Origin of the sequence: Metabacillus sp. 22489, from assembly GCF_052044855.1 — a bacterium.
Taxonomy (GTDB): domain Bacteria; phylum Bacillota; class Bacilli; order Bacillales; family Bacillaceae; genus Metabacillus; species Metabacillus niabensis.
The window spans coordinates 162,787-183,670 of record NZ_JBQENT010000001.1 but is presented as its reverse complement, the minus strand read 5'-3'; the positions used below and the strand labels follow the sequence as shown (position 1 = coordinate 183,670).

General features: G+C 33.4%; 20 protein-coding genes, 1 riboswitch and 1 other annotated feature. Of the genes, 14 read left to right on the top strand and 6 right to left on the bottom strand.

The genetic code is table 11. The features are described from left to right. Positions 1-208: 208 nt before the first annotated feature. Positions 209-322 (bottom strand): DNA-binding anti-repressor SinI, encoded by a 114-nt coding sequence (sinI, locus tag ACTJJ9_RS00830; protein ID WP_095300138.1) that lies wholly within the window; start codon positions 320-322, stop codon positions 209-211. A gap of 291 nt (positions 323-613) precedes the next feature. On the opposite strand from sinI, the gene ACTJJ9_RS00825 reads away from it, so the two are divergent. From ACTJJ9_RS00825 to ACTJJ9_RS00800, 6 genes are all read left to right on the top strand, one after another. Further along, positions 614-1,564: a putative RNA methyltransferase gene (locus ACTJJ9_RS00825; RefSeq protein WP_255451817.1), complete on the top strand. Its 951-nt coding sequence runs from the start codon at positions 614-616 to the stop codon at positions 1,562-1,564. A gap of 132 nt (positions 1,565-1,696) precedes the next feature. Next, entirely contained in the window at positions 1,697-2,212 is a 516-nt protein-coding gene (locus ACTJJ9_RS00820) for a hypothetical protein (protein ID WP_249921972.1), read from the top strand. A 338-nt stretch (positions 2,213-2,550) separates the two neighbouring features. Further along, positions 2,551-3,306, top strand: a complete 756-nt coding sequence (locus ACTJJ9_RS00815; protein ID WP_145581037.1) for an SDR family oxidoreductase — start codon at positions 2,551-2,553, stop codon at positions 3,304-3,306. 94 nt (positions 3,307-3,400) lie between these two features. Further along, a complete protein-coding gene (locus tag ACTJJ9_RS00810) occupies positions 3,401-4,246 on the top strand; it encodes a hypothetical protein (RefSeq protein WP_145581036.1) in 846 nt (281 codons plus the stop codon). Positions 4,247-4,342: 96 nt separating this feature from the next. Next, entirely contained in the window at positions 4,343-4,906 is a 564-nt protein-coding gene (locus tag ACTJJ9_RS00805; RefSeq protein WP_145581035.1) for a delta-aminolevulinic acid dehydratase, read from the top strand. Between the two features lie 98 nt (positions 4,907-5,004). Further along, positions 5,005-5,313, top strand: a complete 309-nt coding sequence (locus ACTJJ9_RS00800) for a hypothetical protein (protein WP_145581034.1) — start codon at positions 5,005-5,007, stop codon at positions 5,311-5,313. 81 nt (positions 5,314-5,394) lie between these two features. Here the strand turns inward: ACTJJ9_RS00800 and ACTJJ9_RS00795 are convergent, their stop codons facing one another. After that, a complete protein-coding gene (locus ACTJJ9_RS00795) occupies positions 5,395-5,910 on the bottom strand; it encodes a hypothetical protein (RefSeq protein ID WP_145581033.1) in 516 nt (171 codons plus the stop codon). A 290-nt stretch (positions 5,911-6,200) separates the two neighbouring features. Here ACTJJ9_RS00795 and ACTJJ9_RS00790 point away from each other — a divergent pair, with 290 nt between their 5' ends. Together ACTJJ9_RS00790 and ACTJJ9_RS00785 are read left to right on the top strand one after the other, a co-directional pair. Next, on the top strand, positions 6,201-7,022 hold the full coding sequence (locus tag ACTJJ9_RS00790) for a nucleotidyltransferase (protein WP_145581032.1): 822 nt from the start codon (positions 6,201-6,203) through the stop codon (positions 7,020-7,022). 222 nt (positions 7,023-7,244) lie between these two features. Further along, a complete protein-coding gene (locus ACTJJ9_RS00785) occupies positions 7,245-7,820 on the top strand; it encodes a hypothetical protein (protein ID WP_145581031.1) in 576 nt (191 codons plus the stop codon). A 145-nt stretch (positions 7,821-7,965) separates the two neighbouring features. On the opposite strand, the gene ileS is transcribed toward ACTJJ9_RS00785, so the two are convergent. After that, entirely contained in the window at positions 7,966-11,061 is a 3,096-nt protein-coding gene (gene ileS, locus ACTJJ9_RS00780; RefSeq protein ID WP_145581030.1) for an isoleucine--tRNA ligase, read from the bottom strand. Positions 11,062-11,117: 56 nt separating this feature from the next. Then, positions 11,118-11,356 (bottom strand) — a binding site (T-box leader). 332 nt (positions 11,357-11,688) lie between these two features. Here ileS and ACTJJ9_RS00775 point away from each other — a divergent pair. Next, positions 11,689-12,129: a cell wall hydrolase gene (locus tag ACTJJ9_RS00775; RefSeq protein ID WP_095300129.1), complete on the top strand. Its 441-nt coding sequence runs from the start codon at positions 11,689-11,691 to the stop codon at positions 12,127-12,129. Between the two features lie 110 nt (positions 12,130-12,239). Here the strand turns inward: ACTJJ9_RS00775 and ACTJJ9_RS00770 are convergent, their stop codons facing one another. Further along, complete coding sequence (locus tag ACTJJ9_RS00770) at positions 12,240-13,442, bottom strand: MFS transporter (protein ID WP_095300128.1); 1,203 nt, start codon at positions 13,440-13,442, stop codon at positions 12,240-12,242. A gap of 62 nt (positions 13,443-13,504) precedes the next feature. Then, a riboswitch (purine riboswitch) is annotated at positions 13,505-13,604 on the bottom strand. A gap of 175 nt (positions 13,605-13,779) precedes the next feature. Here ACTJJ9_RS00770 and ACTJJ9_RS00765 point away from each other — a divergent pair. The 5 genes from ACTJJ9_RS00765 to ACTJJ9_RS00745 all read left to right on the top strand — a co-directional run bounded on the left by ACTJJ9_RS00765 (position 13,780) and on the right by ACTJJ9_RS00745 (position 18,514). Further along, positions 13,780-14,169, top strand: a complete 390-nt coding sequence (locus ACTJJ9_RS00765; RefSeq protein WP_095300127.1) for a hypothetical protein — start codon at positions 13,780-13,782, stop codon at positions 14,167-14,169. A 65-nt stretch (positions 14,170-14,234) separates the two neighbouring features. Further along, complete coding sequence (locus ACTJJ9_RS00760) at positions 14,235-14,453, top strand: hypothetical protein (RefSeq protein WP_095300126.1); 219 nt, start codon at positions 14,235-14,237, stop codon at positions 14,451-14,453. Positions 14,454-14,632: 179 nt separating this feature from the next. Next, on the top strand, positions 14,633-15,028 hold the full coding sequence (locus ACTJJ9_RS00755; RefSeq protein WP_145581029.1) for a VOC family protein: 396 nt from the start codon (positions 14,633-14,635) through the stop codon (positions 15,026-15,028). Positions 15,029-15,634: 606 nt separating this feature from the next. Continuing rightward, complete coding sequence (locus tag ACTJJ9_RS00750; RefSeq protein WP_145581028.1) at positions 15,635-16,636, top strand: LLM class flavin-dependent oxidoreductase; 1,002 nt, start codon at positions 15,635-15,637, stop codon at positions 16,634-16,636. 468 nt (positions 16,637-17,104) lie between these two features. Then, positions 17,105-18,514, top strand: a complete 1,410-nt coding sequence (locus tag ACTJJ9_RS00745; protein ID WP_145581027.1) for a family 4 glycosyl hydrolase — start codon at positions 17,105-17,107, stop codon at positions 18,512-18,514. Positions 18,515-18,577: 63 nt separating this feature from the next. On the opposite strand, the gene ade is transcribed toward ACTJJ9_RS00745, so the two are convergent. Beyond that, positions 18,578-20,314, bottom strand: coding sequence for an adenine deaminase (ade, locus tag ACTJJ9_RS00740; protein ID WP_145581026.1), 1,737 nt, complete (start codon positions 20,312-20,314; stop codon positions 18,578-18,580). A gap of 26 nt (positions 20,315-20,340) precedes the next feature. Beyond that, entirely contained in the window at positions 20,341-20,811 is a 471-nt protein-coding gene (locus ACTJJ9_RS00735) for a nucleoside deaminase (protein WP_095300121.1), read from the bottom strand. Positions 20,812-20,884 lie beyond the last annotated feature (73 nt).

Sequence of the window (20,884 nt, the reverse complement as noted above, 5' to 3'; positions counted from 1 at the left end):
TTCAGTTGATACATCGCTTTTTTTATTCGTATTATTTAGAAATACACGCTAAAAAAGACACTTTATTTTTTAACAGGAAGTGTCTTTTATTCATTACTATGAAAACAATGATTGCAATATAAAGGTATTTTCGATTACAAAAACAGATTTTAAATCAAAAAACAAGCGACAATCTTTTATATACTCAAATCAAAATCCCTCCGAAATGTCAATTTTCACCTTTCAAACTGTCTAAAAAGTCTTTTACCTCTTCAACAGATAAACCTAATTCCTTTGCTTCCAAAAATAGTTCAATCCAATCCTCTCGTGTGCAAATTGTCATAACCTCCAAGCTTACCAAATTCTACTATTATGATCATGATGACGTATAAAAATTTAGTTTTGTTTCATTGTTTTTAGTATTATGTAGAAAATAGGCAAAAAGTGCTGTGAACATTTATTTGCAAATTAGAAACAGTCTTGTTACCATTATTTTGGGTGTAATCCCTATTGCTTTAAAAAGGAGTTATCCTGATGATTATTCAATTCATTCGTTATAGATAAAAATCGGTATAGACATAATGCTTCAAATCCACTTATTTTTTTAAAAAAATATAAGAGGGTTTATTTGTCTATGCCTTTTTCATTTATTAAAAAACGAATGAATGAGGTGACTTCTTTGTTACAAGAAAATAAAAGAATAATGAGTGCAAGTTTTGTAAGGAAATATGAATCGATTTTTGCTTGTCCTATTTGTCATTCATCTATGAAGGTAATCGATTTAAAAAGCTTAATTTGCTTAAATTTTCATACGTTTGATTTTGCTAAGCAAGGATATATTAATTTAACGACTAAATATGTCAAAAGCAAATACAGCAAGGAACTTTTTGAGGCACGAAGAAGGCTTTTTAACGAAAGTGATTTTTTTAAGCCTTTGAGCCAAACGATAGCAAATATCATAAATAAACATATTGGTAAAACAAAAAAAACAAGCTCAATTCTTGATATGGGGTGTGGTGAAGGTTCACATCTTGATACTATTTGCAATATTGTCAACTCTGTCCATTATCATAAAGTAGTTGGAGTTGGGCTCGATCTTTCTAAAGAAGGAATCTTATTAGCTGCAAAGAACTATCCAGAGCATATTTGGGCTGTTGCAGACCTAGCAAACACACCTTTTAAGCAGGAACAGTTTGATTTTATTCTGAATATCTTATCACCTTCAAACTATGCAGAATTTAATAGATTGATGCATGAGGACGGCTTAGTGATTAAAGTTGTTCCTCAAAGTGGGTACTTAAAAGAGTTAAGGGAGCATCTTTCTCTAAAACCAGAAAAAACGAGCTATTCTAATAAAGAGATAGTGGATAGGTTTACCGAAAGTTTTCAATTAGTAGATATCTCAAGATTAAGCTATATAGCAAGACTAAATAAATCATCTATACAGTCGTTAGTTCAAATGACGCCGTTAACTTGGGGGACAACAGAAGAACGATTAAAATCTTTTATAAAGGATTCTGCTCAAATTACTATCGACTTTGATCTATTAGTCGGGAAAAAACAAGTAAGCAAGGGAAATATTTAGAGAAAATATAATTTTGCTAGTTGTTATTCAGACCAATTGCGATCTTTTGTTTATCTTGCGTTCCTACAGTATGCGGGAACGCATTTATTTTTTGTTATCGATTCAATAGCTGAAGAAGGGTTGAGGATATTGGTGAAAAATGAAATTCATGAATTATTAGAAAATCATGATGCTTTTGCCAGACAAATTGCAAATGCTAAATTAGCAAATTTATCCTTTAATGTATATGAGCATTGGGAGAATCGCGAGCGAATACAAATAATACTTGCTGAAAGAAATCAATTTGATTCGATGCAAGAAGCATTTTCTGCAATCTTTAAAAAAGAATTATTTATCCAAGAGGAATGGGATACGAGTGAAGAGCCCGACCCTACTGATGAAGAATGGCTTACCGCTTTAGAAAATATCTGGATCAATGAGTATTTTCCGAGAGATGACCCATACGAACATGTTTTTATTGAATTAATTAATGATGATTTTGTTAGCAGTTTTAAACGTATTTTATATAAAGTGAATGCTGCTGAAAGAATAATTAGCGGAGTAAATCAACTTAGGGCAATACGAGTTAAAAAAGGGCATCTATATGAATACATATTTGGGCAGACACATAGTCAATATTTTTTGTTTCAGTGGGCAATTTGTACTTAACAAACGTTGATGCTTTTTGTTGAAATTTTTTCAATGAATTTGTTGTATTTTACCAATTATAAAAGTATGATAAAACTAGAGATGTATTGAAAGGGGAATTAAGATTCTACATGTGGAAAGTCCTGTAATGAACAATTAATAAAAATAAATAGATTACGTATACCTAATAAAGGGGTAGTCTGTCTATTTATTTAAATTAAAATCATTACAGGGATGCATGGTGTGGAGTTATAATATCCAAAAACTGGGCAGTCCTTTTCGGGAGTGCTCAATTTTTTTTATAATATATACATCTCTTGAACCACATCAAGTATCCCTATTAATTGGGGGGTATATCAATGAATTATTTACAAGGTAAAATTGCAATCGTTACAGGTGTAAGCGGTGAAAAAGAGATCGGAACGGCTATTTGCCGTAAATTAGCTTCTTATGGTACAAATATTTTCTTTACACATTGGAATTCTAATCATGATTGGATAATTAATTTCCGCCAAGAGATCGAAAATATGAATGTGCTGTGTGGAGAAATCAAAATAGATTTATCTGATGCAAATGCCGCATGTACAATCCTGAATCGTGTTTCTGACAAATTAGGCGAGCCGTCTATTTTAGTCAATAATGCAGCACATTCTACAAGTGATGGTTATTTACAGTTAGATGCTAAAACACTTGATCAACATTATGCTGTTAATATGAGAGCAACGTTTCTTCTATCTGTTGAATTTGCCCGTCGATTTGAAAAATCCAATTTACTATCAGGAAGAATAATCAATATAACATCAGGACAAGATTTAGGCCCAATGCCAGGAGAGTTAGCTTATTCTGCAACTAAAGGAGCAATTTCAGCTTTTACTAGATCGTTGGCACAAGAACTTGCACCATTCGGCATTACTGTAAATGCAGTAAATCCAGGACCAACTGATTCGACTTGGATGACTGATGAAATAAGAACATTTCTTTTGCCAAAATTTCCGATGGGACGCATTGGTGAACCAGACGATGCGGCGCGAATTATCGCTTTTCTAGCAAGTGATGAGGCTAAATGGATAACTGGACAAATTATTCATTCAGAAGGCGGATTTATACGCGGATAAAGTAGATTAGTAGCTAGAATGTAGAGATAGTTAGTTCGCTATTCTTGATACAGCTCTTTGTTTTTTAAAAGTTGTATAGATAGGGGCCGATATTTTGAATACTAAATTGATAATAGTAGAAGGGCTTCCTGGGTTTGGGAAATCTACGACTGCATGTATCCTCAATGATATTCTAATTGAAAAAAATATCCTTTCTGAGTTAATTCTAGAAGGAAATTTAAATCACCCTGCTGATTATGATGGGGTAGCTTGTTTTACGATTAAAGAATTCGAAAGTTTGTTAGTGAATAGTGGTCATTTTAAAGAAGTCTTTCTAGAAAAAGTTACGATAATGGGTAGCAATTACTTATTATCGTATAAAAAAATAAAAAATGAATATGGCGCAAATTTCCCTGACAAATTATTTAATATGATTATAAAAAATGATATTTATGAATTACCATTTGAAGTAAATAAGCAATTAATCACTGAAAAATGGAGAAAGTTTGCAGAAAAGGCAGAAAATCAAAATCTCACGTATATTTTTGAATGCTGCTTTATACAAAATCCAGTAACAATCGGAATGATTAAATATGGTGAGAAAAAAGAGAACGTTGCAAATTATGTGCTCGCATTAACGGAAATCATCGAAAATTTAAATCCAATCTTGATTTATATCGATCAGGATGATTTGGAATTTTCATTCAAAAAGGCTGTTAAAGAACGCTCAAAAGAGTGGTCTGATGGGTTTATTGACTATTATACAACTCAAGGATATGGAAAAATGAATGGCTACAAAGGTTTCGATGGAGCGATAAAAGTGTTAGAAGCAAGACGTGATATTGAAAGCGAAATATTTGATAGACTTAAAATAAAAAAGGTGAAAATCAATAATTCACTATATGAACCGAGTAAATATAAGTCAATGATAATTGAAAATTTAAAGTTTTTTGGGATTTAGCTAAATAGTAGAGCCGACTTCTTTATATTTCTTTAAAGATTAGTGCACTTTCATGTAATATACGAAACTATCATTATAAAAATAGGAGAAGAGATAATGAGCAGACCAGAGCTATTTATTACTTTAGTCGTTGGAGAGAATTGTGATATGTCTGCGCTTGCACTTCGTTCAATACTTGAATGTTTTGGAGCAAAAGTTTCTGTACATTGGGTTGGTCGACCTAACGATTTTATTGATGTTCTATCAGGTGAGTATTTAGATAAGCAATGTGACTACTTAATATTCGATTTTCACGGTGATGAAGGACGTTTTTGGATGACAGAATTAGCTGATGATATTTATGAGACAAATGAACCAAAGGATAAGTATTTTGATTATCAACAGGTCAAAAAATATACAAAATTAAAAAATATTCATATCATTGGCAATGGATGTACTTTAGGTCATAAAAATCTTGCGGATGCATTTCTTAATAGCGGCTGTAAATCTTATATTGGCCCAAATGATTATATTGATGGTAATGCCGCATTGATGTTTATTACAAGATTAATGTATGAAGTAATCAATAACAAAAAGAGTCTTGAAGGAGCATTTCAAATCGCAAAATCAATTGATCAGGAGACAGAGATGTATCAATTATATTTAGCAAAATCGTTTTAAGATGTTTATTGTTAGCTTAATAATATGGCGTATCTACATAAAGTGGAAACGCCATTATTTTTTGAAGGAAGACATGAATCATGAGGAGAGGTAACAACATGCTCGACACAAGTCTAGTAAAATCACTTATAATAGATCGTTCAATATTACATATGAACGATCCAAAAGTGTACGAATATTGGGAAAGATTAACTGAATTACTCAGCAGAAACGTTGAAGATACAATTCATTATCTTAATAATTGTTCAGAGGAAGAAATTTATTGGCTAAGTGAAATTTTTGAGGACATTTCAGCTAAAGTAAATAGCCAGAAGTATATTGAGTGCCTAAAAAATTTAGATAAGAAATATTCGAACTTAAATTTGTCAATGGATATTAAAGTAGCTGAAGAATGGATGGAAGGTTAGTAACAGAAAAATGTTATTTGAAAAGGCAAACCTAATAATATTCAGTCAATAGGAGAACACAGCGTTGTTAATTTAAATTTTCTAATCATCTTCATTGTTTTTGTACACTTTTTGTACTATTTTTTCTATAATATGACCGAAAAAACCAAATAGAATCCCTAAAAAAATCCCACTATAAATTAGACTGTTAAAAAAGTTTAATGCAACACCAATCGTCATACCTACAGCTAACCCAAAGAAAAATCCAAGCTTTTCAACAGTCTTTTTTGGCTTTTTTATTCCTTTTATTTTTAATGCATGATTAATTTCTTTTGCTCTGTTGTATGAATGCCACATTGAAAAGGCATAAGCTGATGGATAAAACAAACCCCACTGCAAGTTTTGTACTTCATAAGATTCCTCAAGCTCAAAATTAATTGCTAAAAATAAAGAGAAGTTTAAATTTGTCATATTATTTATTGTAATTTCCCAAACAATTAGCAAAATACCGATGATATAGTCACGGTTATATAAATGTCCGAATCCTGGAAGTGTAATCGACCATAATAAAGCTGCAATTGGTGATTTATATGTATTTGGATTTTTTCTAAAAAACATCTTTTGCCCCTATTATTTATGTTAGTTTACATTATTTTTTCCAAATTGCCGACATTCATACGAAAGTTATTCTCAGTGTTGGGAATGGTATTTGACTGCTAACATTTAATGGGGTAATTAGAAGTATAAACCTATTTTATACCGATCCTTTAGATTGTTGTAAATGGTTATATTCGGTAATGTATGCTCCATATAAACGAAAGGAGCAATGAATAGGTGCTGCTCATGTTGTCCCATAGTAAAAACACAAACATCTTTATACATTAAATTTTTGGAGGTTGTTTGTTAACATGTTATTTCAGGAAAAGTTAATTGAATCCATTAAAAAGAAATGTGAAAACGATCGAATTGTTTCTGCATGCATGATGTATGGTTCGTTTACGAAAGGTGAGGGAGACCAATATTCGGATGTTGAGTTTTATCTTTTTCTAAAAGAGAATGAAATTCATAACTTTAAATCATCTGAATGGATGAACGATATTGCATCGTATGATTTACTATTCTTTAACGAATTTGGTTCAGAGGTTGTTGTATTCTCCAATTTAATTAGAGGTGAATTCCACTTTCTTCCGGAATCTGAAATGGATATTATAAAAACATTTAAAGTAACAGGTGTTTTTCCAGATACAAAATCGATGTTTATTTATGATATCACTGGTAAACTAAAGCCATTATTAGATGAACTGAAAGGTGAAGGACCAGAAAGAATGACAAACGATCATGTCAATTTTGCCTTTAATAATTTTGTTAATGCATGGATTATGGGAGTGAATGTACTGAAAAGGGGAGAACATGCGCGTTCACTTGAATGCCTCTCATATGTCCAGAAGTATGTACTACAGCTGCTCAGAATTCAAGAAAAAACTACAGATCGATGGCTAAACGCGACAAAAAACTTAGAGGCAGATTTATCAGATAAAGCTTATCGTAAATATGCTTCAACAACTGCAAAGCTAGATGCAGGAGAACTTTATAATGCATATTCAAATGCACTACGAATAGTCGAGGATTTAATTCATGCTCTTACAAGCGAATATCAATTTGATATTAATAGAGGCTTCAAGAATAAATTACATTCTCACCTAAACGATTTATTTAGTAGCCTTGAATAGTAGAAAGAACTTTCAAAAGGGTAGCCTAAAATAATACTTTGAGGTATCCTTACTTTCATTTATACAGATTTTTTACCAAGCTGATGTGACAATTTAAGCTCATTTATTTGACATTCATGATACTAGTTTAAATTGCAATAGGAATTTATTGGATAATCATGTTAAACTTTTAAGTGTGATTAATCGTTATAAATTGCTAGATTTCTGTGGAGGTATTTACTTATGAAGAACCAATCTCTTATAGAAGTTTTGTTTAGATTTTATGGAGTTCTTTACGTGTTTATATATATCGGGTTTATTTTGCTTATCAGTTTAGCACATTCCTCTTTTAATATAATAAGTATTCTCGCGATTCTAGTTCCGTTTATTATTTTGCTTTTATTTGTACTAGTTTTATCGAAAAGCAAATATCTCAACGTAAGTAGTGAGAGAAAAACAAAGAACAAACTAAAACACATTGCAATGATTGGGAGTATCCCAACAATTGTTTGTATGGTAATGTTAGGAATTAATGAATATAAGTCATCCTTTAATACGAATAGATGGTTAACTAGTCTTTCTGAACGAGTGTATATGGTTGATAATTTATTATCAACCTATGATTTAAAAGGAAAAACAAAAAGTGAGGTAATTGAGCTATTAGGATCACCAACAGATACAGGATATTTTAAGACTAAAACAAATATTGTCTATTATCTTGGGAATGAAAGAGGTCTTATTTCAATTGATAGTGAATGGCTCGTGATCGACTTTGATGAAGGAGAAAGGGTTGTTAATTATAGCGTTCGTACGGATTAATTAACTGCTTGCTTTGCTTTAAAAGTAATTATAAAAATAATTAGCAAAGAGGAGTTTTCTCTAAGATTTCCTCTATATAATTTTGTAAGAGCACTACTGACAGTTTGCAAAATAATACTTTTAGTAGTGCTCTTTTAAAGGATAGCTAGTATATTAAAGTGATTCTTACGATTTCTTCTCCAAAATTTACTTCAATTTGATTTTCGGCACTATCGAGCGCTTCATAGCTTATTTGGTGAACTAGAACATTTTCTTTAATAAGCTCTTCAAAACGTTTTATCGTTTTAATGCTGCATTCAGTTGCAGAAACATTAATTCCAATATATTTTTCTATAGGTAAATCCAAAATTTTACGAGTATCTTGAATAGATCTAATTAATTCTCTAACTTGACCTTCTTCAACAAGTTGGGGAGTTAGTGTTAAATCTACTAACACCTTTAAGTGCTCATCCCCAGCTATCTCAAAATTAGATGAAACTTGATATTCAACAGTTATATGGTCCTTTTTAATCAGTATCAATTGTCCTTTAACGTTAATTTGCTGTTGACCTTTTTCTAATAAGGACGTTATTTCAGTATTAGACATATTATTTACATAGTCCTTTACAGCATTAACCATTTTACCAAAGGCTGCACCTGCAGTTTTAAAATTTAGTTTGATGCTAGGTGTTAAGTAAGTTGATAAATCATTTGTATAAATAACATCTTTAACATTTAGTTCGTCTTTAATGATCGTAGAATATTCATTTAAAACAGGATATTCTTTATTTGTCCATACTACCATTTGTTTTAAAGGTTGTTTAACCTTCAAATTTTTTGCATTTCGAATACTCCGACCATATTCAACTATTTTTAGGATCGTTTTCATATCTGTTTCTAATTGTGGTTTAATCATAGAAAGATTAGCATTCGGGTAGTTTTGTAAATGGACACTACTTTGAGTTAATTTTAAATAGATATCCTCTGCAACATAAGGTACAAAAGGGGCTAACAATCGACTAATTGTTGATAGTGTTTCAAATAATGTAGAGTATGCCGATCGTTTATCTTCAGAAAGTCCAGTAGCCCAAAAACGATTTCTTGATCGTCGTACATACCAATTGCTTAATTGTTCGACTAATGCTGCAATTTCCCGTGTTGCTTGAGTAAACTGATAATTATCCATGTAATCATTAACGAGCTTAACCGTACTATGCAAGCGGGAAAGTATCCATTCGTCTAAGATTGTTTTTTTACCTGATTGTTGACTATCATATACAAATCCATCAATTTTTGCGTACATTAAATAAAATTTACACGTATTATCTAACGTATCTATTAATTTTGATTTTGCCTCTTGTACAATTTTTATTGAAAAGCGTTTCGGATTCCAAGGTGAACTATCGACTAAAAATGCCCAGCGAAGAGAATCTGCACCAAATTTTTCTATAAGTTCAACAGGGTTTAAAGTATTTCCTTTACTTTTAGACATTTTTTGGCCATTTTCATCGAGTATATGCCCTAGAGAAAGGACATTCTTATATGGTGCTTTTCCTTTAAATAGAGTAGAAACTGCGAGTAGGCTATAGAAAAATCCCCTCGTCTGATCAATTCCTTCAATGACGACATCTCCTGGAAATTGCGATATGAATTTTTCTTCATTCTCAAATGGATAGTGGTATTGAGCAAATGGCATCGAGCCACTATCAAACCAAACATCAATCACTTCAGGAGTTCGATTCATGACAGCTTTACATTTCGGACAAGTACACTGTACCTCATCAATATATGGCTTATGCAACTCCAAATCATTTGGTATTGGTGAAGTCGTAAATTTTTGAAGTTCCTTTATACTGTTAGGAACTAATTCATGATTACAATTAGAGCATATCCAAACATTTAGAGGCGTACCCCAATAACGGTTTCTACTTATATTCCAATCAATAAGGTTTTTTAAGAAATTACCAAAGCGTCCATCTTTAATATGCTCCGGATACCAATTTACAGTTCCATTGTTTTCTAGGATGTTATCTTTTAAAGATGACATCTTAATAAACCAACTTTCAGTTGCATAGTAAAGCAAAGGGGAGTCACATCTCCAGCAATGCGGGTAGCTATGTTCATATTTTTCTTTATGAAATAGAATGCCTCGTTCAGAAAGCATTTTAATAATATCTACATCACAATCTTTCACAAATCGTCCAGTAAGTTCTTTTACTTCAACGGTGTATCTGCCTTGTTGATCCACTAAATTGATAAACGATAAACCATTTTGCTGAACAACCTTATAATCTTCTTCCCCATAAGCGGGTGCAATGTGAACAATTCCTGTTCCGCTATCATCTGTTACATAATCTGCTAATACGACATAATGTCCATTTTTAACATTCACATAGTTAAATGGTGATTCATATCGTGTTCCTTCAAATTCGTGACCACTATGTTCGCTTAAAACAAGTACATGTTCCCCAAGAACCTTTTCTACTAAAGATTTCGCTACAATATAGATCTGATTCTCTTTTTGTACTCTGACATACGTTAAATTTGGATTAACAGTAAGGGCAACATTTGCGGGTAAAGTCCATGGTGTTGTTGTCCAGCCTAAGAAATATTCTTCTTCAGCATCTATTCGCTTAAATTTTACGGTAACTGATAAATCTTTTACATCTCTATAACCTTGTGCTACTTCGTGTGAACTTAAGGTTGTTTGGCAACTAGGGCAATATGGTGAAACGCGATGACCATTATACAAAAGACCAAATTTGTGAACTTTACTTAGAATGTTCCATACACTTTCAATATAATTGTTACTTAAAGTTAAATATGGATTATCCATGTCTACCCAATAACCTAGTTCCTCTGTAAATGATCGCCATTTTTTCTCGTAGGTAAAAACACTTTCTTTACATTTTTCAATAAAACGCTCGACACCATAACGCTCAATCTCTTGCTTCCCTGAAATTCCAAGTTGTTTTTCAATACCAAGTTCGACAGGAAGGCCATGTGTATCCCAGCCTGCCTTTCTCTCAACTTGAAAGCCTTTCATCGTCTTGTAACGTGCTACAACATCTTTAATTGTACGTCCAAATGCATGGCCAACATGGGGAAGACCATTTGCAGTTGGAGGTCCTTCATAAAAAACAAAAGGTGGTTTCCCTTGCTTTATTTCAACTGATTTCTGAAAGATGTTCTCTTCAGTCCAATAATTACGGATACGCTTCTCACGCTGTACAACTGTTTCTTTGCCCTCATTAGCATTCACTGATATCGCTCCTATTCAAAATGAAATATAAAAACATACAAAAAACCCCGTCCCAAGAAAGGGACGGGGTTAACCGCGATACCACCCTAATTCTATTGATCCGAACCAATAGCACTTAGCAACGTACAATCATACGTGTTCCTTTTAACGGTAGACTCCCGGCTAGACTTACTTAAAAATTCAGCCTAGCTTCTCAGAGAGGATTTTCACGTAACACTTGAACACTGACTTGCACCAAATGTCAGCTCTCTGTGGATCAAGACGAAACGCTACTCTTTCTCATCAACGAATTTGTATGCTTTTATTGAGATTCATTTTAACAGAAGTAATCTGGGGAGGTCAATTTTATTTTTTGTTAAATATTTGTAAAATAATCGAATGCAGAAATTGATTGACGAGTAGGAGTATGGGTAATCGACACTACATAAATATCAATTAACTATTTATTGTTGAGCAGAGACATGCAATTTTAAAATTGTAATTTATAAATTTTTTCCTTAACATGCAGCATAAGCTGTAAAGGAGTTCCATATATCTATATACTTCAATCTAAAACTAAGTTTCTTATTTTATGAACAATAACATGAAAATAGGCTTTTTTTCATACTATATTTTGGAGGTGAAAAAATGGCGAGAGCAAGTTACCGAAGTTCAGACGTTGACTTAATGGCAAGGATGATGAGGGCAGAGGCTGAAGGTGAAGGGAAACAAGGTATGCTGTATGTCGGTAATGTCATTGTTAATCGTCTTACAGCCAATTGTTTAGACTTTAGAAATTTAAGAACAATTCCACAAGTTATTTATCAAGTACAGGGAGGGAATTATTCTTTCGAAGCTGTGCAAAAAGGAAATGTTTTTTATCAAAGAGCGAGAGAATCTGAAAGAAGACTAGCAAGACAAAACTTAGAGTTTTGGCGACAACACCCTGGTAAATACGCTCTATGGTATTTTAATCCCTATGCTCCATGCCCTCCAACTTGGTACGATCAACCATTTGCTGGTCAATTTAAAAATCATTGTTATTATGAACCACAGCCTGGAACATGTGAGGGTGTTTATACAGGTTAAGCATACTTTTCGAATGCTGCGACAATAAGCTAAAGAAGCGGTTCATTTTGGGAACCCATCTGGTACACTTTTTCGTAAGGGTTCCCTTACCGCATGAAACAATAACGATATCATGATAGATTATGAGTATTTGACTTAGGTGAAGACGTTACAGCAAACGTTTCTCTTGTCCTTGTTCTTCTTGTTAAAGAAAAGGCAGCACATAGCAATGAAATAATGACAATTCCCGCACCAACAAAGGCTGTTTTAGATACAGTACCTGTTTGGTTTAACACGATACCACCGAATGCTGAACCAAGGGAAATACCGATTTGTAATGCAGAGTTGTTAAAGCTTTGCTGTATGTCAGAAGTAGCAGGATCTGTTTGAATTAAGTAGCTTTGTTGAGGTGGTGCTAAACTCCAGCTCAAAGCAGCCCAGACCATCATCACCGGTATGAAGATGACCAATGAAAATGTCGTAAATGGCAATATAAATAGCACAATAGCAAATGCACTAATTACTACGATAATGCTTTTACGTGCTCCAATCGAATCTGATAATATTCCCCCAAAGGCGCCGCCACTAACTGCTGCAATCCCAAATATTAAATAGCAAATACTAATCCAATTGGAATTTAAATGGAGTTCCGATTGTAAAAATGGAGTGAAATAGGCATAAAGCGTGTAATGGCCTGCTAGCATAAACATTGTTGCTAGGTGAGCGCTACCTAACTTTGCACTACCGACAGCCCGTAATTGTTGTGAAAGTGGAATCGTCTTTTCCCCAGGAATTTGCTCCAAAAAGATTGAAATAAGTAAAAAGGAACCAATGGATAAAATCGCAATTCCTAGGAAAATGACACGCCAACCAAATGAATTGGAGATCAAGATCCCGAGCGGTACACCCATTACAAGTGACGAACTAATGCCCATATAAATAAGCCCTAAAGCTTTAGCACGATGTGTTGGAGCAACAATTTTAGCAGCGATCGTTAACGATAACACAACGATCAAAGCTGTACTCATTGCAGTTAAAACTCTTGCCAGCATCATAACGGTAAAACTTGTACTAAAATATGTCATCATATTCCCGATAAAGAAAACAAACAAGGAAGCAAGATAGAGTTTTTTTCGCTCTATTTTGTTAGTTATGACAAGGAGCACAGGGCCTGCAACAGCATAAATTAGTGCGAAAACAGTAATGAGCTGGCCAGCAGTGCTTAATGAGATTTGAAAATCAACTGCAATCGTTGGCAGAATCCCGCCTACAATTAATTCAACAAGTCCAACAGCGACAGTTGACAATGCAAGGATAAAAACTTTTACATTCATCGTTTATATTTCTTCCTTTCTAAAAAATATTTAAAATAAATAAAAAAATCCTGATTACAAAAAATGATCAATTCATTTTCTGTAGTCAGGATTTTATGGTTCCTGGTAGAGACCCTCAAGCCTTATTCTTGAGGTTATACAGGTATTAACAAATTTGTTTCTGAAAAGGACAATATAGAGTTTACTAGATTTCATCTTTTTTTTCAATCCTTATATTTGATCTTAATCATAGCATCGTAAAAATTATTAGAATAAACGGTGGAACTTTATTCATTTTCAATTATTAGGTTCGTGTTTTAAGAGCATTTTAATTATCACTGTAAGGAGGTGGATATGTATGGGAGTTGATGTTATTTTTATCATAACAATTATCGTTGCAATAATATTTTTATCCATAGCAGTTTTTCAAGTGTTACTTTCATTAGGATACCCACTTGGTGAATTTGCAATGGGGGGATATTTTAAGGTATTACCAAAAAAATTACGTATGATAAGTGCGGTAAATGCAATCATTCTTTTATTGATGGCTTTTGTTTTTCTCGTTGATTCCAAGGTGATAATTGCTTATACGTTTTTACCAACAAACATACTCGTTTGGGCAATAACTATTTTTCTTGGCGTAAATTCAATAGCAAATTTAATGTCTCAAAGTAAGAAGGAAAGACTTGTTATGACACCATTGTCGACGATTACGTTTCTTTTATGTTTAGTCATTTCACTATCATAAGATACGAAACTTTACCTAAGGTTTACCGTAGTAAATACGAACACCTAAAAAAAGGAGGGAAGATGATGAATGTGGCAAGTAATCAAGGTGAAACAATTACTGTAGTATTTGTTTATCAAAAAACTGAACAAACAGTGGAAATGACACTTAATTCTGCTCAATTAAAAGCATTGTTGAATTCAAAACAGGTTTATATCGAGAGATTTAACACGAATCTTAAAATAGAAAATACTGTTTGGTCTTATGCAGGCAGCAAGGTTAGCTTGCAAATATATTTAAAATAATTACACAAACTATTTTTCGAATTTAGGTAGTTCTTAACTCAATTAAGTAAACTCTATTAATTACTATTTCACCGATACAAATATGCAATCTTTTACAATTGATATGTTTGTAGAAGTAGAAGGATTTAACCTTCCTTATAAAGAATAAATCATTTAGTAAAAATAGGAAGGAGAAAAACATGTCGAACGGAAATATTCAAGGAATTGCATATAATGTTATACCAGTACAGGATATTATGAAATCTGCAAATTGGTTTAAGGAACATTTTCATTTTAATATTAGACATCAGACAGAAAACTCCGTAAGTTTATTTAAGGAGAATCGTCCAATCTTACATTTATTACATAGCTCAGATGAATCAAGGGCGTTCTTTACTATTGATAATAAGAAAAAATGGGTGATTACGTTTTTTACAGATGATATAAAAAAATTACATGAAAAGTTATCCTCCAAAAACGTACAGGTAAGTAAAATTAGCTACGAAGGGGAAAACGGAAACTTTTTTACCTTTGAAGATATTGATGGAAATATATTTGACGTCTGGGAACATCATAATTGTGAGTTAATATTTTAATGGTAATTGTGTTAGGGAGCTATTTAGAATGATGTAGCTCCTTTATTTTTTGGGATCCTCCAAAACAAAGCATATTGGTTTCTACATTGAATGAAGGAGATTTAGACGAAAAATATAATCTATTCATGAGCAGGGGTGTCATGATAGAGAAATCTAGGAAGTGTTTTTCTATCTCTTTTTTAATTGGGAAAAGATGATTTATTCCATATTATTAACGCCTTAAGATGTAAAGAAGGGTGTTTTATTTCTAGATTCTTTTTTATTAGATTGTTGTTTATTGCACTAATTTTATAAAGGTTGGTTTGAGCGTATGTTCGAGTCTCCAGTGCAATGCGTAAAATACGTGATGCCACGCAGGTGTATTCAATGTGCGCTCTCTCCACCTTTTATCTTATAAAAATAAAGGTTTGTTTATAAATTTCATTTCTTTTTTATGTATCCGTAAATAAGCGGTAAAGGAATGGAGAGAATATCCATAGCGTCGTAAATTACTAAATTTTATTTTAAGAAAGGTAAATTTTGAGAGCGTGTAAGCATATCAGTTTGTTTCTAGACGATCACTTGTTACTATAGTGATATATCTTGAAATGGAAAGGATTAATTACGATGATAAATATTAATATACCTGTTTCAGTCTTAAATCTTGCACCGATTCGAAAGGGTCAGGAACCAAAAGATGCAATTGATGCGATGGTTGATTTAGCACAAGCGACTGAGGAGATGGGTTATAAACGCTATTGGATTGCAGAGCATCACAATACTCCAACACTTGTTAGCTCAGCAACTGCTATTTTGATCAAGCATACGTTAGAGCATACAAAATCAATTCGCGTTGGTTCTGGTGGTGTCATGCTACCAAATCATTCTCCATTAGTTGTCGCTGAACAATTTGGGACAATGGCCACCATTTATCCAAACCGATTAGACTTAGGACTTGGCCGCGCACCTGGTACCGATATGATGACTGCAAGTGCACTAAGACGTTCACAAAATGATTCTGTCTATACGTTTCCTGATGACGTAAACTCATTACTTACATATTTCGGACCGGAAGAGAAACAAAGCTATGTGAAGGCATATCCAGGAGTTGACACAAATATCCCAATTTATATTCTTGGTTCTTCAACTGATTCAGCTTATTTAGCTGCTAAATTAGGCTTACCTTACGTGTTTGCTTCTCATTTTGCCCCAAGATATATGGAGGACGCGATTTCAATTTATCGAAGCAGATTCCAGCCATCTGAATATTTAGATTCACCATATATGATGGTATGTTTAAATGTTATCGCGGCAGAAACAGATGAAGATGCAAAACGTGAATCAACGACAATGCAGCAATTTTTCTTAAATGTTGTTCGCGGTTCACAATCACCATTACAACCACCAGTTGAAAGTATGGATCAAATTTGGAGTCCTGCAGAAAGAGAAATGGCTACATCAATGTCAAGTGTGACATTACTAGGTAGTAAGGAATCGGTAAAAGAACAATTGTCAAATTTCCAAGAAAAATATAATGTTGATGAAATTATGGCTGTATCATATATTTATGATCCCGCAAAACAAAAACGATCTTATGAAATCCTAAAGGAAATAGTCGACGGAAAATAACAATATGATTGCACGAAAAGGGACTGTCTTATGTCGAATTTGACCATTGACAGTCTTTTTTTATTTGGATTATCGAATAAGACAATCGGGGATAAGGAATATATCTAATTTCTTATAAAGTTAACATAAATTCACCGAATGAACGTCCTAAATTTATAAAAATAATTGAAAGCAAAGGAAGGATTACTGCGTTAGATAACGAATTAAGTAATCAAGAGACGTAATCTTCGAAGATTAACATCATTCTTAAATAAAAGTATGAACAAAAATGAACACGTTAACAATGTTGAAATTTTAAGCATTCAATTTGTTAATAGCATCTTATAAGGCAGGTGTTAGTTTTTATCATAAGGTTAATTCCAACTATATAACACTAGTAGAAAATAGACCAATTCGCCTTAAAAACACCATATAATCTTCGAGGATGAACTCATCATTAAAAGTTTAAAAAATAAAGGGAGGACAAAAATGAACACGTTAACATTGGGGAAAAATCTTAATATTGCTTATATTGGCGGTGGCTCAAGAGGCTGGGCTTGGGGCTTAATGAGTGATCTTGCATTAGAAAAAAATTTATCTGGCACAGTAAAGCTTTATGATTTAAATTATGATGCAGCACTTCAAAATGAAATGATCGGAAATCGTCTATATGAGCGAGATGATGTTGTCGGCAAATGGAAGTATCAAGCAGTCAAAACGATGGAAGAAGCTCTTGTCGATGCTGATTTTGTCATTATTTCCATTTTGCCTGGGACATTTTCTGAAATGATGTCAGATGTACATGAGCCTGAAAAATACGGAATTTATCAGTCTGTTGGAGATACGATTGGACCTGGTGGATTAGTTCGCGCATTGCGTACCATTCCGATTTTTGTTGAAATTGCTAATCAAATAAAAGAGTTTGCACCAAAAGCATGGGTAATTAATTATACGAATCCTATGAGCCTATGTGTAAGAACCTTATATGAAACTTTCCCTGAGATTAAAGCAATAGGCTGCTGTCATGAAGTATTTGGAACTCAAAAGCTATTAGCTTCAATGGTAGAAGAGATGTTAGACATAAAAAATGTTTCATATAAGGATATAAAAGTAAATGTTCTTGGAATCAATCATTTTACATGGATTGATGAAGCATCATACTTAGGAATTGATTTATTTCCATTATATAAGCAATTTGTTGATAAGTATCACGAGACTGGCTTTGAAGGTAATGAAAAGGGACATTGGATGAATGATCATTTTTCATCGGCCCAGCGTGTGAAATTTGATTTATTTAAAAAGTTTGGCTTAATTGCAGCTGCAGGTGACAGACATTTAGCTGAATTCATGCCAGCCTCCTGGTATTTACAAAGCCCTGAGAAAGTGAAGAAATGGAAATTCGGACTAACTAAGGTACAATGGCGAATCGACAATAAGCAAGAATTACTTGAAAAAGGAAGAAGACTTACTGAAGGTAAGGAAGAATTCATCCTTCATGAAACAGGTGAAGAGGGAATTGAGATGATTAAAGCATTGCTTGGGTTAGGTGATCTTGTGACAAATGTGAATTTGCCTAATCGAGGACAAATCGAAGGACTTCCATTTGATGCAGTTGTAGAAACGAATGCTATTTTTAGAAATAATAGCATCAAACCAATTTGTGCTGGAAAATTACCAACACCGATTGAAAATATGGTATCACTACATATTCGTAATCAAGAAACAACACTTCAAGCAGCATTAACAAAGGATAAATCACTTGCATTTCAAGCATTTGTTCAAGATCCTCTTGTACAAATCAGCCCTGATGATGCGAAAGAGCTACTAAATAAAATGCTCTATCAAACTAGAGAGTATTTACAAGGCTGGAATATTAAAGAGGAAATAACTGTAGAATAAATCGATAAAATAAGATCCTGTCTTTATGGGGGCAGACCCTTGTAAGCAGGATCTTATTTTCGTTTAAATTGTAGCTACATCAATATGCTTAAAGGAAGATACATGAAAAAGACCCGTATCAGTAAGCTTTAGTTCAGGAATCACTGGTAAAGTTAAAAAGGATAAAGTTAAAAAAGGATTAAAATCAGATTTTGCACCAATTTTTGTGAGAGCATGATGGATTTTCGATAATTCCTTGTTGATTTCTTGAAAAGGACGCTCAGACATTAATCCAGCAATCGTTAAAGGCAATGAAGCTAGAATTTTTTCTTCTTGAATGATTACAAGTCCGCCTTGCATATCCCGTATTTCTTTTGCTGCAAGCAACATATCCTTGTCATTTGTACCTGCAATCACTAAATTATGAGAATCATGGGCTATCGTTGTCGCAATGGCACCTGACTGTATACCGAGTCCTTTGACAATCCCTAATCCAATAGCTTTTGTCCCTCGATGCCGTTCAATTACAGCAAGCTTTAATTGGTCATTTTTTATCGATGGAATAAAGTAATTTCCTTTTGAAACATCGACATTTTCAACTTTATGCTTCGTTATTAAACTATTTGGAATAATCTCGATTATATTGGCTTTCATCGTTTTAACTTGAATTTGCAAATCATTCTCTGACAATTCGTGAAAACGAACTGTATTTTGCAAACGTTGGAGTGAGGCCATATGTTCTTTTTGTGGAAAGGATATGAGTTGTTCATTTTTGAAAACAAGCTTCCCATCCTTATAAACTTCAGAAATCTTAATTGAATTCAAATCTTCTAATAGAATAAAGTCTGCTTGATAGCCAGGGGCAATGGCACCTTTTGTTTCTAGACCAAAACATTCTGCAGCATTAATTGTAGCCATTTGAATTGCTGTAATAGGGTTTAATCCTGACGAGATAGCTAGTCTTACATTATGATCAATACTACCTTGACTGATCAAATCATTTAAATGCTTGTCATCTGTCACAAATAAACAACGTCTAGAGTTCCGTTCAGTTACAACATTAATTAGTTGTTTAAGATCCTTCGCAACAGTTCCTTCACGAATCATCAAGTACATGCCTCTTTTTAATCGTTCTTTTGCTTCTTCTAGTGTTGTACTTTCATGATCAGTGCGAATAAATGCAGACAAATATACATTTAATTCATTAGCAGAAAGCCCTGCAGCATGCCCATCGATTTTCTTTCCAAATGTCCTTGCATGAGAAATTTTTTCAAGCATATCATTTTCTGCATTTTCGACAGCAGGGAAATTCATGACTTCTGCAAGTCCAAGGACACGAGGATGATTGTAAAAGTTTTTTAAATCCTCTGCTTTTAGAACTGCTCCAGAATGTTCAAATTGAGTTGCTGGAACACAGGAAGGAAGCATAAAGAAAAAATCAAAAGGGAGATTTTCACTTGAATCTAACATATATTGAATCCCTTCTCTTCCTAACACATTTGCAATCTCATGAGGATCACAAATAGCAGTTGTTACACCATGAGCGAGAAGGACTTTAGCAAATTCTGATGGAATTAACATCGAAGACTCAATATGAACATGACCATCAATAAATGTAGGAGAAACTATACGACCTTTTGCATCAATGGTTTCAATCCCGATATAATCGCCAATCCCTGCAAAATACCCATCAGCGATTGCAATATCGCCTTCGGTCATTTCACCAGTGAAAACATCAATGATTTTGCCATTCTTTATAACTATATCTGCAGGCACTTTTCCAGCAGCTACAGAAATTCTTTTTTTAAGTGTATTTATCACTCACATCACCAACATTTCCATTAAGATTAATAATTAATTTTAGTAGTAGAATGTCCCCACAATTTGAAAGGTATGCTTGCTTGTGGTATTGTCAGTTGTTTCATAGTAATTTGTCTTTGCTCGGTTGGCAATGCTAGCTGTTCGTAAATAAACTTATCGTCAAAGCCGATTTTTGCAGCATCCTCCTTAGAACAAGCATAATAGACTGCTTTAGGTCTTGCCCAATAAATCGCACCAATGCACATTGGACATGGCTCACAGCTGGAATAAATCTCACAATCCTCTAGCTGAAAATGATTTAAATAACGGCATGCGTCACGAATTGCCTGAATTTCTGCATGTGCGCTTGGATCGTTTGTTGCTGTTACAACATTACTTCCTCTTCCGATAATTTCACCATTTTTTACAACAATTGCTCCGAATGGACCGCCATGATTATTCTCAACATTTTTGATTGCTTCTTGAATGGCTTCCTCCAAAAATCCTTGTTCGAACATAAAATCCTTCCTTTCAAGCAATGTATTTTTATTACTACTCTTAGTTTATTATTCTTTATTTATGCTGATTTTA

What these genes read in the sequence shown, in the direction of transcription:
- ACTJJ9_RS00770 (WP_095300128.1), bottom strand. Translation starts at nt 13,442, where the DNA reads ATGAATGTAAAAGTTTTTATCCTTGCATTGTCAACTGTCGCTGTTGGA.
- ACTJJ9_RS00795 (WP_145581033.1), bottom strand. Translation starts at nt 5,910, where the DNA reads ATGTTTTTTAGAAAAAATCCAAATACATATAAATCACCAATTGCAGCT.
- ACTJJ9_RS00800 (WP_145581034.1), top strand. Translation starts at nt 5,005, where the DNA reads ATGCTCGACACAAGTCTAGTAAAATCACTTATAATAGATCGTTCAATA.
- ACTJJ9_RS00765 (WP_095300127.1), top strand. Translation starts at nt 13,780, where the DNA reads ATGGGAGTTGATGTTATTTTTATCATAACAATTATCGTTGCAATAATA.
- ACTJJ9_RS00785 (WP_145581031.1), top strand. Translation starts at nt 7,245, where the DNA reads ATGAAGAACCAATCTCTTATAGAAGTTTTGTTTAGATTTTATGGAGTT.
- ACTJJ9_RS00775 (WP_095300129.1), top strand. Translation starts at nt 11,689, where the DNA reads ATGGCGAGAGCAAGTTACCGAAGTTCAGACGTTGACTTAATGGCAAGG.
- ACTJJ9_RS00735 (WP_095300121.1), bottom strand. Translation starts at nt 20,811, where the DNA reads ATGTTCGAACAAGGATTTTTGGAGGAAGCCATTCAAGAAGCAATCAAA.
- ACTJJ9_RS00755 (WP_145581029.1), top strand. Translation starts at nt 14,633, where the DNA reads ATGTCGAACGGAAATATTCAAGGAATTGCATATAATGTTATACCAGTA.
- ACTJJ9_RS00790 (WP_145581032.1), top strand. Translation starts at nt 6,201, where the DNA reads ATGTTATTTCAGGAAAAGTTAATTGAATCCATTAAAAAGAAATGTGAA.
- ACTJJ9_RS00750 (WP_145581028.1), top strand. Translation starts at nt 15,635, where the DNA reads ATGATAAATATTAATATACCTGTTTCAGTCTTAAATCTTGCACCGATT.
- ACTJJ9_RS00825 (WP_255451817.1), top strand. Translation starts at nt 614, where the DNA reads ATGCCTTTTTCATTTATTAAAAAACGAATGAATGAGGTGACTTCTTTG.
- ACTJJ9_RS00745 (WP_145581027.1), top strand. Translation starts at nt 17,105, where the DNA reads ATGAACACGTTAACATTGGGGAAAAATCTTAATATTGCTTATATTGGC.
- ACTJJ9_RS00815 (WP_145581037.1), top strand. Translation starts at nt 2,551, where the DNA reads ATGAATTATTTACAAGGTAAAATTGCAATCGTTACAGGTGTAAGCGGT.
- ACTJJ9_RS00805 (WP_145581035.1), top strand. Translation starts at nt 4,343, where the DNA reads ATGAGCAGACCAGAGCTATTTATTACTTTAGTCGTTGGAGAGAATTGT.
- sinI (WP_095300138.1), bottom strand. Translation starts at nt 322, where the DNA reads ATGACAATTTGCACACGAGAGGATTGGATTGAACTATTTTTGGAAGCA.
- ACTJJ9_RS00760 (WP_095300126.1), top strand. Translation starts at nt 14,235, where the DNA reads ATGAATGTGGCAAGTAATCAAGGTGAAACAATTACTGTAGTATTTGTT.